General features: G+C 69.8%; 16 protein-coding genes. 8 read left to right on the top strand and 8 right to left on the bottom strand.

The genetic code is table 11. From position 1 onward, the window contains the following. Positions 1–171: 171 nt before the first annotated feature. Positions 172–726, bottom strand: coding sequence for a hypothetical protein (locus tag ACIBUY_RS03830; protein ID WP_399151641.1), 555 nt, complete (start codon positions 724–726; stop codon positions 172–174). A gap of 234 nt (positions 727–960) precedes the next feature. Then, a complete protein-coding gene (locus tag ACIBUY_RS03825; protein ID WP_399151640.1) occupies positions 961–1344 on the bottom strand; it encodes a hypothetical protein in 384 nt (127 codons plus the stop codon). A 159-nt stretch (positions 1345–1503) separates the two neighbouring features. On the opposite strand from ACIBUY_RS03825, the gene ACIBUY_RS03820 reads away from it, so the two are divergent. Beyond that, on the top strand, positions 1504–2187 hold the full coding sequence (locus ACIBUY_RS03820; protein ID WP_399151639.1) for a hypothetical protein: 684 nt from the start codon (positions 1504–1506) through the stop codon (positions 2185–2187). A 65-nt stretch (positions 2188–2252) separates the two neighbouring features. On the opposite strand, the gene ACIBUY_RS03815 is transcribed toward ACIBUY_RS03820, so the two are convergent. The 3 genes from ACIBUY_RS03815 to ACIBUY_RS03805 form a co-directional block, all read right to left on the bottom strand. After that, a complete protein-coding gene (locus ACIBUY_RS03815) occupies positions 2253–2714 on the bottom strand; it encodes a hypothetical protein (protein WP_399151638.1) in 462 nt (153 codons plus the stop codon). Between the two features lie 303 nt (positions 2715–3017). Then, positions 3018–3239, bottom strand: a complete 222-nt coding sequence (locus ACIBUY_RS03810) for a DUF397 domain-containing protein (protein ID WP_399151637.1) — start codon at positions 3237–3239, stop codon at positions 3018–3020. Further along, the gene (locus ACIBUY_RS03805) at positions 3236–4168 is read right to left on the bottom strand and encodes a helix-turn-helix domain-containing protein (RefSeq protein ID WP_399151636.1); all 933 of its coding nucleotides are present in this window, start codon (positions 4166–4168) and stop codon (positions 3236–3238) included. Before ACIBUY_RS03805 ends, ACIBUY_RS03810 begins: the two co-directional genes overlap by 4 nt. Positions 4169–4368: 200 nt before the next feature. On the opposite strand from ACIBUY_RS03805, the gene ACIBUY_RS03800 reads away from it, so the two are divergent. From ACIBUY_RS03800 to ACIBUY_RS03775, 6 genes are all read left to right on the top strand, one after another. Next, positions 4369–4833 (top strand): ATP-binding protein, encoded by a 465-nt coding sequence (locus ACIBUY_RS03800; RefSeq protein ID WP_399151635.1) that lies wholly within the window; start codon positions 4369–4371, stop codon positions 4831–4833. Between the two features lie 258 nt (positions 4834–5091). Continuing rightward, positions 5092–6402: a UDP-N-acetylglucosamine 1-carboxyvinyltransferase gene (locus tag ACIBUY_RS03795; protein ID WP_399151634.1), complete on the top strand. Its 1311-nt coding sequence runs from the start codon at positions 5092–5094 to the stop codon at positions 6400–6402. Continuing rightward, on the top strand, positions 6402–7622 hold the full coding sequence (locus tag ACIBUY_RS03790) for a bifunctional metallophosphatase/5'-nucleotidase (protein WP_399151633.1): 1221 nt from the start codon (positions 6402–6404) through the stop codon (positions 7620–7622). Before ACIBUY_RS03795 ends, ACIBUY_RS03790 begins: the two co-directional genes overlap by 1 nt. Positions 7623–7633: 11 nt before the next feature. Then, positions 7634–8173: a dCTP deaminase gene (dcd, locus tag ACIBUY_RS03785; protein WP_399151632.1), complete on the top strand. Its 540-nt coding sequence runs from the start codon at positions 7634–7636 to the stop codon at positions 8171–8173. Then, complete coding sequence (locus tag ACIBUY_RS03780; protein ID WP_399151631.1) at positions 8170–8706, top strand: dCTP deaminase domain-containing protein; 537 nt, start codon at positions 8170–8172, stop codon at positions 8704–8706. The genes dcd and ACIBUY_RS03780 overlap by 4 nt, the downstream gene beginning before the upstream one ends. Continuing rightward, positions 8703–9818: a glycosyltransferase family 4 protein gene (locus ACIBUY_RS03775; RefSeq protein ID WP_399151630.1), complete on the top strand. Its 1116-nt coding sequence runs from the start codon at positions 8703–8705 to the stop codon at positions 9816–9818. The genes ACIBUY_RS03780 and ACIBUY_RS03775 overlap by 4 nt, the downstream gene beginning before the upstream one ends. A gap of 58 nt (positions 9819–9876) precedes the next feature. Here the strand turns inward: ACIBUY_RS03775 and ACIBUY_RS03770 are convergent, their stop codons facing one another. Next, the gene (locus tag ACIBUY_RS03770) at positions 9877–10626 is read right to left on the bottom strand and encodes a DUF4145 domain-containing protein (protein WP_399151629.1); all 750 of its coding nucleotides are present in this window, start codon (positions 10624–10626) and stop codon (positions 9877–9879) included. A 241-nt stretch (positions 10627–10867) separates the two neighbouring features. Here ACIBUY_RS03770 and ACIBUY_RS03765 point away from each other — a divergent pair, with 241 nt between their 5' ends. Further along, positions 10868–11911 (top strand): serine hydrolase domain-containing protein, encoded by a 1044-nt coding sequence (locus ACIBUY_RS03765; RefSeq protein ID WP_399152153.1) that lies wholly within the window; start codon positions 10868–10870, stop codon positions 11909–11911. Here ACIBUY_RS03765 and ACIBUY_RS03760 read toward each other — a convergent pair. After that, positions 11893–12033 (bottom strand): hypothetical protein, encoded by a 141-nt coding sequence (locus ACIBUY_RS03760; protein WP_399151628.1) that lies wholly within the window; start codon positions 12031–12033, stop codon positions 11893–11895. The genes ACIBUY_RS03765 and ACIBUY_RS03760 overlap by 19 nt on opposite strands. A gap of 94 nt (positions 12034–12127) precedes the next feature. Beyond that, positions 12128–12925, bottom strand: a complete 798-nt coding sequence (locus ACIBUY_RS03755; RefSeq protein WP_399151627.1) for a tetratricopeptide repeat protein — start codon at positions 12923–12925, stop codon at positions 12128–12130. Positions 12926–12951 lie beyond the last annotated feature (26 nt).

The raw sequence follows: 12951 nt of genomic DNA, 5'->3' as shown, positions 1-12951 counted from the left end.
ACGACGATCCGGCAGCTGAAGTCGCGGCACAGGCTGTGTCCCCCGCAGGTCGTGTCGCTTTCGAGCGGTGGAGGCGAGCAGTGGGTGTCGCGTTGGGTGAGACGAGTAATGTCGCATTCCGCCCCCACCCCGAACGTCCGATGTGTCGAGGATCACGGCGAGTTGGGCAGGTCACCGGTCCTCGTCCCCGACTTCGAGGTCCTCCAGGAGCGATGACAGGGCGGGGAACTCATCGACGCATACCGGGTACCAGAGACCTTCCCGCCGGCGCGGCTGGCCTTTCCTCTTTCCAATCAGATACGTGCTGCTGGCGTACTCATCTCTCTCCTTCTCGACCTTGGCCGCGAAGTCGACGGGATCTGCCCAAGTGATAAGGCTGGGCTCGGGCATGGTGGTCTCCAGCACGGGATGTCCGTCGCGTGTGACAAGGGTGATTGTCGGTGCCTCGGGCAGGTGGACCAGAACCATGATGGCGCGCCCACTGCGGGCGATCGCTTTGTCTACCAGGGCGTTGGCGGATTCGTGCGGGTGCGTGTTCCGGTACAGGATCCGCCCGTCGTCCGCACTGGAGGTCTTGATCTGAGTCACCAGGACGTGGCTGCCCCGCTTGAAGACGAGATCGAAGTCCTCGGTCCTGAGGCCGACCCCTCCTTCGATCAGCTTCCAGCCACGTTCCTCCATGTACAGCTGCACACGGCCTTCGCCCGCGTCTCCGGTGCTACTCACCTCTGCGGCCCCTCCCTGCGTCCAGCATCACGCCCTCGTCTCCCCTCTCATCGTTCCCCGGTGAGCGGAATCGGCGGGGGCGATGCGGAACATGAACGGCTTCACGACCGGATAACGTACCGGCTCAGGCAGCAACGCCCCTGAGAATCAAGGATGTTGGTGTCAATTTTGTCACCGTGCAGCTTGATGCCGCCGTTGCGGACGACTCTGCCGGTCGAGGTGGTGCGTCAGGGGTCAGGGCTGCGGCCGAGCGTGGCAGGACTCGCACAGCGTGACGATCGAGGTACGAGTCTGGTCCCCGTGAAAGCGTGGGCGGCCCAGCCGACCGCACGTCTCGCAGGTCTTCTCGGATTCGATCTCGGCGGCGTCGATAAGGGCGCCAGCGCGGTCGGCGAAGTTCCCGTCGAACTCTCCGTCCGTGTCGAAACGGTCGGCGAGGCTGATCCGGAGTCCGCCGAATCGGCTGGTGAGGGAGTCGAGTTGATAGTCCGGGGCAAGATCGGAGAGGTCTTGGTGCAGGCGCTGCAGCAAGGAGCGCCAGCCGGGTCCGATCTCGGACAACCGGGCTGGGATCTGCCGCTCTGTTTCGGTGCTGTGACCCGTCGCACGCGTGCTCATGGCTCCACCATGCCGTACGCCACTGACAACGCCTTCGCCGTGCCGTCTGGGCAGCTGCCTGGCTCGTCGGCGTCAGTTTCGGGGAAACCTGCGGCATCCCGAGGCGTGGGACATATCTACTGGCTAGCGTGGCAGTGTTGGTGGAGGGAGATCAGCCTGATGGCGACGCTGGTTGTGGGGTTTCGGCTGGGTAATGACGCAACCGGTCGGCAGGTGACGGCGTTGGTGACCGAGTCAGGCGTGCTGCATCGCGCTCAAGGTATCTACGGGAAGCTGCCTCGGGTGTCCCGGCCGGAGCCGTCGATCGCGTTGACCAGCCCAAACCCGGACTTCAAGGGCGAGAACCCGCTGGCTCGCCCAATTGCCAAACTGCGCGAGCACCACGTCCATTACACAAAGAAGGGCTACCGTCGCCCGCTCATCCCGCCGGCCGTGGTTCGCCTCGACGTGGAGGAGCTTCCGCCCCTCCCCGTGACTCCGCACCGCGAGCTGCTGCATGCCTTCACCGGGGCGGCCCCGAATACGCCGCAGTCGCTGGACACCGCCATCCAGGCATTCCGTACCTCCCTCGGCTTGCCCACCCGGCCCGCCAACGTCGCTTGGAAACCCCGTGAACAGCCTGTCCCGCCGCGCGTTGAGGCGATGCTGCGGACCCTCGCCCACGGCTCGTCCATCAGCTCCCCGCCGCGACTGCCGGTCGGCTGGACCGTCACAGGCGACGGGGTGAGGCTGCACGTCGGCAGGACCGGCGAGAACCTCGACCGGGCTGCGGTGACCGAGCTGCAGGCGGCACTCAGCGCGTGGCTGCGCTTCACCGCGAGGGCCGAGGACGCTCCCAGCTGAACTGGGCAGCTACCGCCGCGAGATATGGCTCGAAGGAAGCGGCCATGATCTCGTGGATGGCCGGCTCACTGTTCATCACGGGGCGTCTCCAGGTAGCGGTTCGCCTCAGCGAGGAAGAGGTAGCCTCGGTCGCCATACAGGGCGGCCAGCAGCACCGCGACGGCCGATGCGTCGCTGGGCTTGCTCTCCAGGCCCGAGACGTTTTCCGGGAGGAAGAGCCATGCCTGGAGATCCTGAGTGGCCCGTCCCCAGGGACTGGCGTCCCGGTCGTGGTAGGCAATCGTGCTCAGGGCCGAGAACACCTGCTCATGCCCGACCTCGATCATCTCCGGCATAAGCGGGGCGCTGAGCCGGACCGACCACTTCTCGGGATCGCCCAGATCGGGGCCCTTGCCGCTCTGCTTGCGACGCTCCTTCCATTCTTCGAGATGGTCATAGGTGGCGAACTCCTGGCCGTCGTCGAGGAACGGCATCAGGGGCAGAGCCTGCTCGACCAGCTTGCTGGTGACGGCTGCGTCGACGAACACGTGTATCTCCTCCCGGCCGCCCGCCGGGGTGCGGCCCGTCGAAAGCGATCATCCAGTAGCGCGCTGCCCGAGGGAACAGGGCCGGCATACCCGCGGGTCCCGGGCTCTCCAGCTCAACCACCGCGGCACGCTGGTGCGTTCACATACAGGTGCCGCGCTGGCGCAGCGCTCGTGGTCCCGGTCCCTGGTGGCGTGGGGGTGTGACACCGGGCGGTGATCGGGGTAGTGCTGACATACTGCGGCGCCTGCTTTCCCGCGGTTGGTTCGGGGGAAAGCAGGCGCCGTATGTTCAGTAGCCGCAGGTCAGAGCTCCCCGGCGATCATGGCTTGCCGGAAGGCGGCCCATTCTGTGGCGGTGTAGCGCAGGGCTTCACGCTCGGGGTGCTTGGAGTCGCGCACAGCCCGGCCGCCGCCGGGCAGGACGGTGATCTCCACGCAGTCGTTCTCGCCGGCGCTGAACGAGGACTTCGTCCAGTCGGCGTCGGTGAGGTCGAGGGCGTACAGCTCGGCCTTGTCGTGGTTCACGTACGGTTTCCTTCTTCCAATTTGCGGGTGATCAGTGCCAGCGATTCGTCGCTCGACAGCGCAGACGCAACGATCTTCTCGAAGGCGTCGGCGTAGGTCTGGACGTCGCCGTCGGCCTCAACGTAGGACGCGCCGATCAGGTTCTCCAACAAGACGACGTCAGGCATGGGGCGCGGGAAGCCGACGAGGCTGAAGCCGCCGCTGGTGCCCGGGTGCAGGGCCGTGTGGAGCGGCATCACCTGGAGCGTGATGTTGGGCAGCTCGGCGGCCTCGACCAGGCGGCGCAGCTGGTCGCGCATGAGGGTGGGCCGGGTGGCGAACTGCTGGTGGAGCACGCGCTCGTCGATGATCGCCCAGAACTTCAGGGCGCCTTCCGGCCGGGACAGGACGGCTTGGCGGGCCATGCGGACCTCGGCGAGCGCGGTGACTTCCTCGGCGGTGCGGGTCGTGGCGTTGGTGGCGATGGTCTCGCGGGCGTACGCGGCGTTCTGCAGCAGCCCCGGAATGAGCTGGGGCGACCAGATCCGGATGGACTCGGCGTCGGACTCGAGCGAGATGTAGTCGGCGTAGGCCGGGGAAACGACGCCGCTGTAGGTCTGCCACCAGCCTTTCTGACTCGCGTGCTTGGCCAGGCCCTCCAGGGCGGTGAAGATGTCGGCTTCCTTCTTGGCGTCCAGGCCGTACGCCTTGAGGAGCTGGGTGACCTCGGCGGGGCGGATATGGGCCTTCGCGGTCTCGATCCGGGACAGCTTCGAGGAGGCCCAGGTGCCGCCGTCGCCGCCGGCTTCCTTGTCGCGGCGGATGACTTCCTCGACGGCCTCGTCGAGGGTGAGCCCTTCGCCGCCGGGCCCGGCCTGGGTGCGGAACTGGCGCAGGGCCTCGCCCAGGCGACGGCGGCGCACGGTGGGTACGGGGCGCGCATTCGGCATATGCGGAGTGTTTCACCACCGCGGGTTTCAAGTCGATAGAACAACAGAACCGACTCTCAACTTCCGGTGACAATATTGCGAGTTGGCGTTCAAGCGGTGCATGCTCTTTTTCAAAGGCGCGTCACCGTCCGCGAGTTGGCGGGTGCTTGGCGTGAGCGAGATCGCGATGCGCGGCCGTGCGCCGTGCCACGGAGGAAGCCATGACGCTCATGGCGGAGACGGTGATGGAGGCCGCCCCCGGGTTCTACCTGGTGACGAAGGACCGCGGGTTCGCGGTGCACATAAACGCGTCCGCCGACCACCTGCACCTGGTCCGGGAGATGGCGGGCAAGACCCTCGCTGAGGTCGGCGTCGACAGCGAGACCGCGGAGAACGCGCAGCTCGTCGCCTCCGAACTCATCGGGAACGCGGTGCGGGCCTGCGGCGACCTGGTCCCGCTGGTCGTGGAGGTCGAGGCGGACACCGCCGATGAGGGAGTGTGGGTGAAGGTCCATGACCCCGATCCGGTGCAGATGCCCGAGCGGTCCGGGGTGGCGATGGACGATCCGACGGCCGTCTCCGGGCGGGGCCTGTCGCTGATCGACTTTCTCGCGCCGGGCTGGGACGTGGCGCTCACCCCGATCGGCAAGCAGGTCCGGGCCCATCTCCCGTACACCGGCACGTGATCTGACGCTGTTCCTCCGGCCCCTCGATGGCCGCCCCCGTGAGCGGGCGTCGACAGGGCCGGTGCCGCACCACCGGTTCCGGCGGCCCGGGACACGCGTGCGGCGGGCGCCGCCCGCCCCTCCTCCTTGACGGGCGGCACCGTACGCGGTCCGGCCGCTGCCGCACCTGATGCCGGCGGCCGGACCGCCCCTGAGCGATGAGCCACCGCACTGCGGCACCGCCTTCAGCCCCAACCGTGCCTGACCTGGAGGTCCTTGATGTCGATCGTCCCCACCCGCAGGTGCGGCCCTGACGCCCTGGCTGTCCGCCCCGGCAGTCCGCTGACCGGCACCGTCTGCGTGGACGGCTCGAAGAATGCGGCCCTGCCGCTCCTGGCCGCCGCCGCGGCACTGGGCCGACCGGTTCAGCTTTCCAACGTCCCGGCCAGCGCGGACGTCCAGCTCATGCTCGACCTGCTGCAGCACTCCGGCTACCGCGTCGACCGCCCCGTCACCAGCCCTTCCGCGGCGATCCTGCGCCCCGGCCCCCGCGTCGACGGGATCCCCGAACTGGCCGACGCCGCACGGATCCGCGCCTCGTACTACCTGGTGGCGCCGCTCCTGGCCGTGTGCGGTGAGGCCCGTTTGCCCTGGCCGGGCGGCTGCCAGGTCGGCGACCGCGGCATGGAACTCCACTTCAAGGTGTACGAGACCTTCGGCGACACCGTGCTCTGCGATGACACCGGCTACCACGTACTGGCCGGACCGGGACGCGACTGGGTGCGCCTGCCCCTGCCGTTCCGCTCCCGCGGCGCCACCATTGCCGCCATCCTGCGAGCCGTCGCCGCGGGAAGCCGTCTGGAGCTGGGCAATCCGAACCTCGCCCCGGAGACCACCGGCGTGCTCGCCGCGTTACGCACCGCCGGGTGGAACGCCCACGCCAGCCAGGAGAGCATCTCCCTGTCACCGCCACCCGAAGTTACGGCGGGGAGCGTCGCGTTCTCCGTGCCCGGCGACAAGATCGAGGCGGGCACCCTGGCCTGCGCGATCGCCGCCACCGGCGGAGAGGGCCGCATCGAGGGCATCCACGGCCCCGACCTGGCGCCGTTCGCCGAACTGCTGAACAGGCTCGGCATCCCCGTCACGATCGCCCCCGACGCGCTCACCGTCCACCGGCCCGGCGACCTCCCCGGCCGGCCGCTGCGGGCGATCGCCACCCTGGAACCGGACGGCCTGGACGCCGACTTCGAGCCCCCGCTCATGGCGCTCGCGCTCACGCTGCCCGGCCTGCACACCTTCAGCGACGACATCAACCCCGGGCGCCACGGCAACCTGCTGCCCCAACTCGGCCTTCTCGGCGCGGAGATCGAAGAGCTCACGCCCACCCTGTGCCGCCTCACCGGATCCCAGCGGCTGACCGGCGCTGCGGTGAGGGCGATGGACATCCGCACCGGATCGGCCCTGCTGATCGCCGCCCTGAACGCCCGCGGCGTCACCACCGTCTCCGGCCTTCACCAGCTGCGCCGCGGACACGCCGACCTGCCCGCCAAGCTCCGCCGCCTGGGCGCCGACATCACCGAGGCACCGTGATGGCCGCCCGGAAACTGCAGCGCATCATCGCGACGACCGACGTCCACTCCACGCTCGGCACCGCCGCCACCGGCCTGCTCGCCCACCTGCACGCCTTGAAGGCCACCTCGCTCATCGCCGACTGCGGCGACTTCTTCGAAGGCAGCGGCTACTACCACCTGGGGAAGGGTCAGCTGGAGCGCGAGATCCTGACCGGCTTGTACGACGTCCTGGCCCCGGGCAACCACGGCTGGCTGCACTACTTCGAGCCCGAGCTGCACGCGATGACCGTGTGTGCCAACGCGGTGCGCGAAGCCGACGGCGCCCCGCTGTTCGCCAGGGTCCGCCTTGTACGGATCAAGGGGCGACGGGTCGCCGTCACCGCCGTCATGGGCGTGCAGGCGTTCAACTGCATCCCCGCCCATCAGCGGGAAGGTCAGCAGGCCACCGACCCGGCCCGCGCGCTGCGCGCGGTGATGCTGGAACACCACCACCGGGCCGACGCCTGGATCGTGCTGTCGCACTCCGGGTTCGCCGAGGACCTGAAACTCGCCGCCGCCTGCCCGTTCGCCGACGTCATCTTCGCCGGGCACTGCCACAGCGACACCTACGGCCCCATCAACGTCGGCGACACCCTCGTCCTCAAGGGCGCCGAGCTCGGCGCCGGATACGCACTGGCCGAAGCGGTCCCCGGCGGCTGGGGCGCCCGCACCACCCGCTTCCCCCACACCGAGCACGTCCCCCAGGACCTCGCGGTCCTGGCCGAGAAGATCGCCTTCACCGGCCGGACCCTGTCCGCCGTCCTCGGCACCGTCAACGAGCCCTACCGAGGCACGCTCCTGGACCGGGGCCGCCTCCTCGGACAGATCGCCCAGCGCCTGCACACCGGGCTCGGAGCGGACGCCGTCCTGCTCAACGAGACGGTCCTGCGCCCCGTCCAGCTCGGCGACCACCTCACCCTCGCCGACCTCCTGGCCATCGAGCCCTTCGACAACCAGCTCGTCCACGCCCGCCTGCCCGACCGGCACCGCGGCCACCTTGACGCCTTGCTGGCCGAACTCACCGAACAGACTGGCCCCTTGGTGGTTGCCCCGCGCCCGCTGCCGCACGACCTGCGGTCCGTGCTGACCACCGACTACCTCGCCGGCACCTTCCTGGACGGCCGCACCCACCAGGCCGGGCTCCGCCTCGGCCAGGCCGTCCGCCCCGTCATCGCCACGCCGCTTCCCCAGACCCCGTAGGAGGCCGAACGATGATCCTCACCGGTCCCGAGATCAGTACTGCCGCCCACGACGGACGCTTGTCCATCGCCCCGTTCGAGGCGGACCAGGTCAACCCCAACAGCTACAACGTCCGCCTCGGCCCCACGTTGCTCACCTACACCGTGGCGGTCATCGACGCCTTCAGGCCCAACCCCACCCGGTCCATCGAGATAGGTGAGGACGGGTACGTGCTGCAGCCCGGGGAGCTCTACCTGGGCCACACCCTGGAGACGGTCGGCTCCGACACCTTCGTCCCGCTGCTGTTCGGACGCTCCTCGGTCGGCCGGCTCGGCCTGTTCGTCGAGATCACCGCCCCGATCGGGGACATCGGCTTCCACGGCCAGTGGACCCTGATGCTCTCCCCGATCCGCCCCTTGCGCGTGTACGCCGGGATGAAGATCGGGCAGATCATGTTCTTCGTCTCCACCGGCGACGTCGACCTCTACGCGGGCAAGTACCAGGCCGCCACCGGCCCGCAGCCCTCCGCCTACTGGCGCGACGTCACCCGGATTCGGGCGGTCGCCTCGTGATCCTCACCGGCCCCGCGATTGCCGACGCCGTGAAAGCGGGGGACATCACCATCGACCCCTTCGACCCGGCCCGCCTCTCCCCGAACGCCTACGACTGGCGGCTCGGCGACACGCTGCGTATCTGCGGCGGCGACCTGGACGCCGCGGCGCCCACCGACTTCACCGAACGGGCCCTGACCGCCGACGGGTTCGTGCTCCGACCGGACGTCCTGTACCTCGGCGTCACCCTGGAGAAGACCGGCTCGGAGAAGTTCGCCCAGATGCTCAACGGCGACCGCACCACCGGCTCGCTCGGCATCTGGGTCCACGTCTCCGCGCCGCTGGGGCACCAGGGCCACGCGATCCGCTGGACCCTGGAGATCCGGGCCGCCCGTCCGGTACGGATCTATCCGGGCATGACGTTCGGCAAGCTCATCTTCCTCAGCGCCTTCGGCGCCGCCGCCAGCTACCAGCAGCAGGCCGCGAAGTACGCGACCACCAACGGCATCGACATCTCCCGCCTCTACGAGGAGATCCGCGGAGGCCGTCCATGAGCCCCTCTGCGAGCCCCCCGCCGCTGGCCGCCACGATGCTCGACCTGCCCGCCGGCAGCCCCGGCGGCAGCGTCGAACTCTTCCTCGACCTCTACACCGGAGACCAACCCCTCATCCCCGCGCGGGCCTTCATGCTCGCCCCGCCCGGAGTGCCGCCCCGCCTGCCGGCCGGGCTCGAGCTGCTGTCCGTCGCCGGGAAGTGCCTGGAGGGACCGACCTTCGGCCACTACGTCGCCTCACTACGCCGGGCCCTGACCGCCACGCTCGACGCCGCCCGCATCAACGTCCTGCACCTGCAGCACCTCGCCTTCGGCGCCACCCCCGCCCTGATCCGCGCCCTTCCCGACCACCCGCGCATCGCCCTGGTCCACGGCACCGACCTCCTGTTCGCCGAGACCCACCGCGACCAGCTGCAGATCCTGCGCGAGAGCGCGCGTGCCGCGGACACCATCGTCGTGCCCACCAGCGCCATGGCCGACCGCCTCCTGCGCCTCGCCCCGCAACTCGACCGCCGCAAGATCACCCGCATCCCCTGGGGCATCCCCGACCGGCTGCTCGCCGCCCCGCCCGTACGGCCCCCGCGGACGTCAACCAGCCATCTGCGGCTGCTGTACGCGGGCCGGCTGACCGCCGAGAAGGGCGCCGAGAACCTGGTGAAGAGCCTGGCTCCGATCCCGGGTGTCGAACTGTCCATCGCCGCCCCAACCACCCAGTTCCACGCCCTTGCCCCGCTGCTGCAGAGATCCGGCGTGCGGGCCCGCTATCTCGGCTGGCTGCGCCGCCCGCAGCTGTGGCAGGCGTTCGCCGAGCACGACGTCCTCGTCATGCCCTCCACCACCCTGGAGGCCATGGGCCTGGTCGCTCTCGAAGCCCAAGCCTGCGGCCTGCCGGTCCTCTACCAACCCGTCCCCGGGCTGAGCGAGGCCCTCGCCGCCTCCGGCGTGGCCACCGACTTCACCCACACCACTGCGCTCGCCCATGAGATCGAGCGGCTGCGCACGGCCCCCGGCCTGCTGCCCGCCCTGAGCCAGGCCGGCTACGCCAATGCCGCCCGATTTCCCCTGTCGGCGACCGCCGAGGCCCTGACGGAACTCGGCCGTGAACTCACCTGAACCCGCAGGCCAGACACGAGAACTAGGGGCCCGCCCCACCGGGCCCGCAGCAGCACCCTCACGGCCGGCCCGCGGCCGGGGCGGGCAGGGCGGCGCCCGACTGGCTCGCCGAACGTCGGGCCGAGCGGGACGCGCTCATCCGCGCCCGCTCCGCCGGAACGACATAGAGCAGATAGGCCGCCTCCTCGATGTATCCGGCGAGGTCGGCGATCTCCTCGGCCGAGTAGGCCAGGCCGTCGTGGACGCTGTCGTTGCCGACGATCCGGGTCTCCTGGAGCCCGTCCACGACGTTCTGCGGGAGACCCGCCACTTGGTTCAAGCCGTCGATGCGCGCCTTGATGTTGCCGCCGGTCGAGCCGCGCTCCTTGCACATGGCCTCGACAGCCGACCGGTATCCGACGCCGGCCAGCCGGTACAGAGCGTGGCACTCGGCCGTCGCTGCCTCGTGGAAGACCTCCCGGACACAGGCGGGAACATCGTCTGCGAGCTCGCGGGGCTGCGCCAACGGCCACAGCTGCTGGTGTTCCAGCTCTTCCAGCTCCGGCTCCTCGGCCCCGTCCTTCTCAGCCTGTTCGATCCGATAGCGGACGGTGCTCAGATCGACGGTCACCTTGCCGCAGTAGTCGCACGACCACAGCTCGACGATCGTGGACACTTCGCCCGCCGGCGACGGCCACGCGTCGAAGTCCGGGTCCACGCGGTGCTGCGCGCGCTTCGTCATCGCGACGCCGTTGCCGCAGTAGTCACAGCCGGACTGCCGCTTCGCCCAGGCACGGCCAAGGGATCCCAAAGGGACGTTCTGATACATGCGGAACAGATAGTCAGACACGATGCCAAGGCGTCCAACGTATTCACTCGAACGGGTGGGTCCCGGCAGCGGCCGGACCGGGCGCCCGAGCCACCCAGTCGGCGCGTGCGTACGGACGGGCCGGGGCACCACGCACCCGGCACCAGGAGGAACCCGGCTCGCCTCGGCCGGGAAAGCCACGGATCACAACGGGCGTCTCACTACGCTGACACGCGGGATGCCGACGGCGAACAGGGAGACCATGACGTACGCGATCGACCGCATCGAAGCTCTGCTGGACGAAGGCGTCCGCGACAAGGTCTATCCCGGCGCGGTGTGGGCCGTCGGGACCGCGGCCGGAGTCCACGCTTCGGGGGCCACCGGCGTCCTCGACCCTGACGACCCTGGCGTGAAGATGCGGCCCGACACCATCTTCGACGCCGCGAGCCTCACCAAGATCCTCGCCGTCTGGTCGTCCATCGGCGCCCTGTGGGAAGACGGAGTCCTCGACCTCGACGCCTCCCTCGGCACCTTCTGGCCCGACGTCGAAGGCCACCCGCTCGCCGTGGTGACCGCCCACCAGCTGCTCACCCACACCGCAGGCGTCCCGCTGCGCGCCCAGCTGAAGAACCTGTACGGCACGAACGAGGACGCGATCCGCAGCGGGGTTCTGCACGAGGAACTGCACCGCCCACCCGGGCAGGCCGTCGAATACACCGACCGGGCCGCCCTCATCCTCGGTTTCCTCGCCGAGCACCTCTCCGCCCAGCCCCTCGACCAGCTCGCCGGTGCCCGCACCTGGAACCCGCTCGGCATGAACTCCACCCAGTTCGGCCCGCTGCCGACGCAGCTCGCGGCCCGCTGCGCGCCCACTGAGCTCGACCAGGACTCCGATACGCACCTCAAGGGCACCGCCCACGACTTCTCCGCCCGCCTCCTCGGCAGCGTCTGCGGAATCGCCGGCGTCTTCACGATCCTCGACGACCTCGCCGCGTTCCTGCGCTACATGCTCAACGGCTCTGCCGCAGCCACCCGGGCCGGGTTCGGTTCCGAGTGGACAACCGCCTCGCTCACCATCCAGACCGGCGAACTCCAGCCGGAGCGAGGTCTGTTCTGGCATCCGGCTCCCGGCACGACCGCCGAGCAGGACGTGTGGGTGCACTACGGGTTCACCGGCACCGGCATGTGGATCAGCCCGGCCCAGGACCGGTGGGCCGTACTGCTGACCAACAAGCTCTACTACACCCGCGACCGCCAGCCCCTCACCGACGTCCGGAACTCCTTCCGTCAACTCGCCTTCGCATAACGGCTGGTGAACTCCTGCCAGGTCAGCTGTTCTTCGGGGAGGTGGGCTGCCAGGCCGGCGACGGCGGCGTCGTACAACTCCCGGTCAACGGTCAGGCCGGGGATGATCGTCACGGTGTCCATCAGATGCTTCTCCAGTGGGTGTAGGAACGATGGGTGTGCAGGGTCAGGCGGTGCGGGGGCTCGGGGTCGCGGCGGGCGGTGTGTGGTGGCTGGGTTATGCGGCGAGCAGGGCGCGCAGCTGGAGGGTGTCGGTGTGCCCGGTGCCCAGGACGCGTTCGGCGGCGGGCAGGAGGTTCTCGGCGAGCGGCCGGGAGTCGGTGTGGCGGCCGGCGGCGTGGAGAACGCGCGCCAGATCGATGCTGCTGGAGAGGGTGTACGGGTGCTCGGCCCCCAAGTGGCGGTGGCGCAACTCGCGTACGGCGACGGCCTGTTGCTCGGCCTCGTCCAGGTCGTCGGCGGCCAGGAGGCAGCGCACCAGCAGGCAGCGGGCGGCCATGGCGTCGTGGGTGACGTCGCGTTGTCCTTGGCACATCTCCAGTACGGTGCGGGCGCCCTCGATCGCCTCGGGCCAGTTCTCCTGGTGGCGGCGGATCCAGGCGAGGGTGAGCCGGGCCGATATCACCGCGGTGTGCGCACCCCGTCCGCGGGCCTGGCCGCGGGCGATGGTCTCCTGGGCGAGGGCCTCGGCCTCCTCCCAGCGGCCTTGGTATCCGACCGACTCGGCCAGCCGGGCCCGAGTGTGGAGCGTGGCGCCGTGATCGGCTCCCACCGTGCGCAGCCGTCCCTCCAGGGCGCGGCGCTGGACGGTCTCCGCGTCGGGGTAGCGGCCCAGGTTGAACAGGGTGATGCCCTGGTCCACTTGGGCCTGCAGTACCAGGTCGTGCTCCGGCCCGTGCAGGGCCTCCAGTTCGGCGACGGCTTGCCGGAACAGGGGCAGGGCCTGGGCGTAGCGGCCGGCCGCGTAGGCCCTCTCTGCCGCGTGGTAGTTGCTGTGGGCGCTGTCCGTGTCCATGGGGGTTGTCCTCCGTGAAGGCGTCG

It is taken from the genome of Streptomyces sp. NPDC050085 (assembly GCF_044460595.1).
In the GTDB taxonomy this organism is placed as follows: domain Bacteria; phylum Actinomycetota; class Actinomycetes; order Streptomycetales; family Streptomycetaceae; genus Streptomyces.
This window is presented reverse-complemented; position numbering and strand designations above follow the sequence as displayed.

Excerpts from the sequence above, each read along its gene's own strand:
- ACIBUY_RS03790 (WP_399151633.1), top strand. The coding sequence starts at position 6,402 with ATGGCCGCCCGGAAACTGCAGCGCATCATCGCGACGACCGACGTCCAC.
- dcd (WP_399151632.1), top strand. The coding sequence starts at position 7,634 with ATGATCCTCACCGGTCCCGAGATCAGTACTGCCGCCCACGACGGACGC.
- ACIBUY_RS03770 (WP_399151629.1), bottom strand. The coding sequence starts at position 10,626 with ATGTATCAGAACGTCCCTTTGGGATCCCTTGGCCGTGCCTGGGCGAAG.
- ACIBUY_RS03800 (WP_399151635.1), top strand. The coding sequence starts at position 4,369 with ATGACGCTCATGGCGGAGACGGTGATGGAGGCCGCCCCCGGGTTCTAC.
- ACIBUY_RS03805 (WP_399151636.1), bottom strand. The coding sequence starts at position 4,168 with ATGCCGAATGCGCGCCCCGTACCCACCGTGCGCCGCCGTCGCCTGGGC.
- ACIBUY_RS03765 (WP_399152153.1), top strand. The coding sequence starts at position 10,868 with ATGACGTACGCGATCGACCGCATCGAAGCTCTGCTGGACGAAGGCGTC.
- ACIBUY_RS03820 (WP_399151639.1), top strand. The coding sequence starts at position 1,504 with ATGGCGACGCTGGTTGTGGGGTTTCGGCTGGGTAATGACGCAACCGGT.
- ACIBUY_RS03755 (WP_399151627.1), bottom strand. The coding sequence starts at position 12,925 with ATGGACACGGACAGCGCCCACAGCAACTACCACGCGGCAGAGAGGGCC.
- ACIBUY_RS03760 (WP_399151628.1), bottom strand. The coding sequence starts at position 12,033 with ATGGACACCGTGACGATCATCCCCGGCCTGACCGTTGACCGGGAGTTG.
- ACIBUY_RS03795 (WP_399151634.1), top strand. The coding sequence starts at position 5,092 with ATGTCGATCGTCCCCACCCGCAGGTGCGGCCCTGACGCCCTGGCTGTC.
- ACIBUY_RS03825 (WP_399151640.1), bottom strand. The coding sequence starts at position 1,344 with ATGAGCACGCGTGCGACGGGTCACAGCACCGAAACAGAGCGGCAGATC.
- ACIBUY_RS03775 (WP_399151630.1), top strand. The coding sequence starts at position 8,703 with ATGAGCCCCTCTGCGAGCCCCCCGCCGCTGGCCGCCACGATGCTCGAC.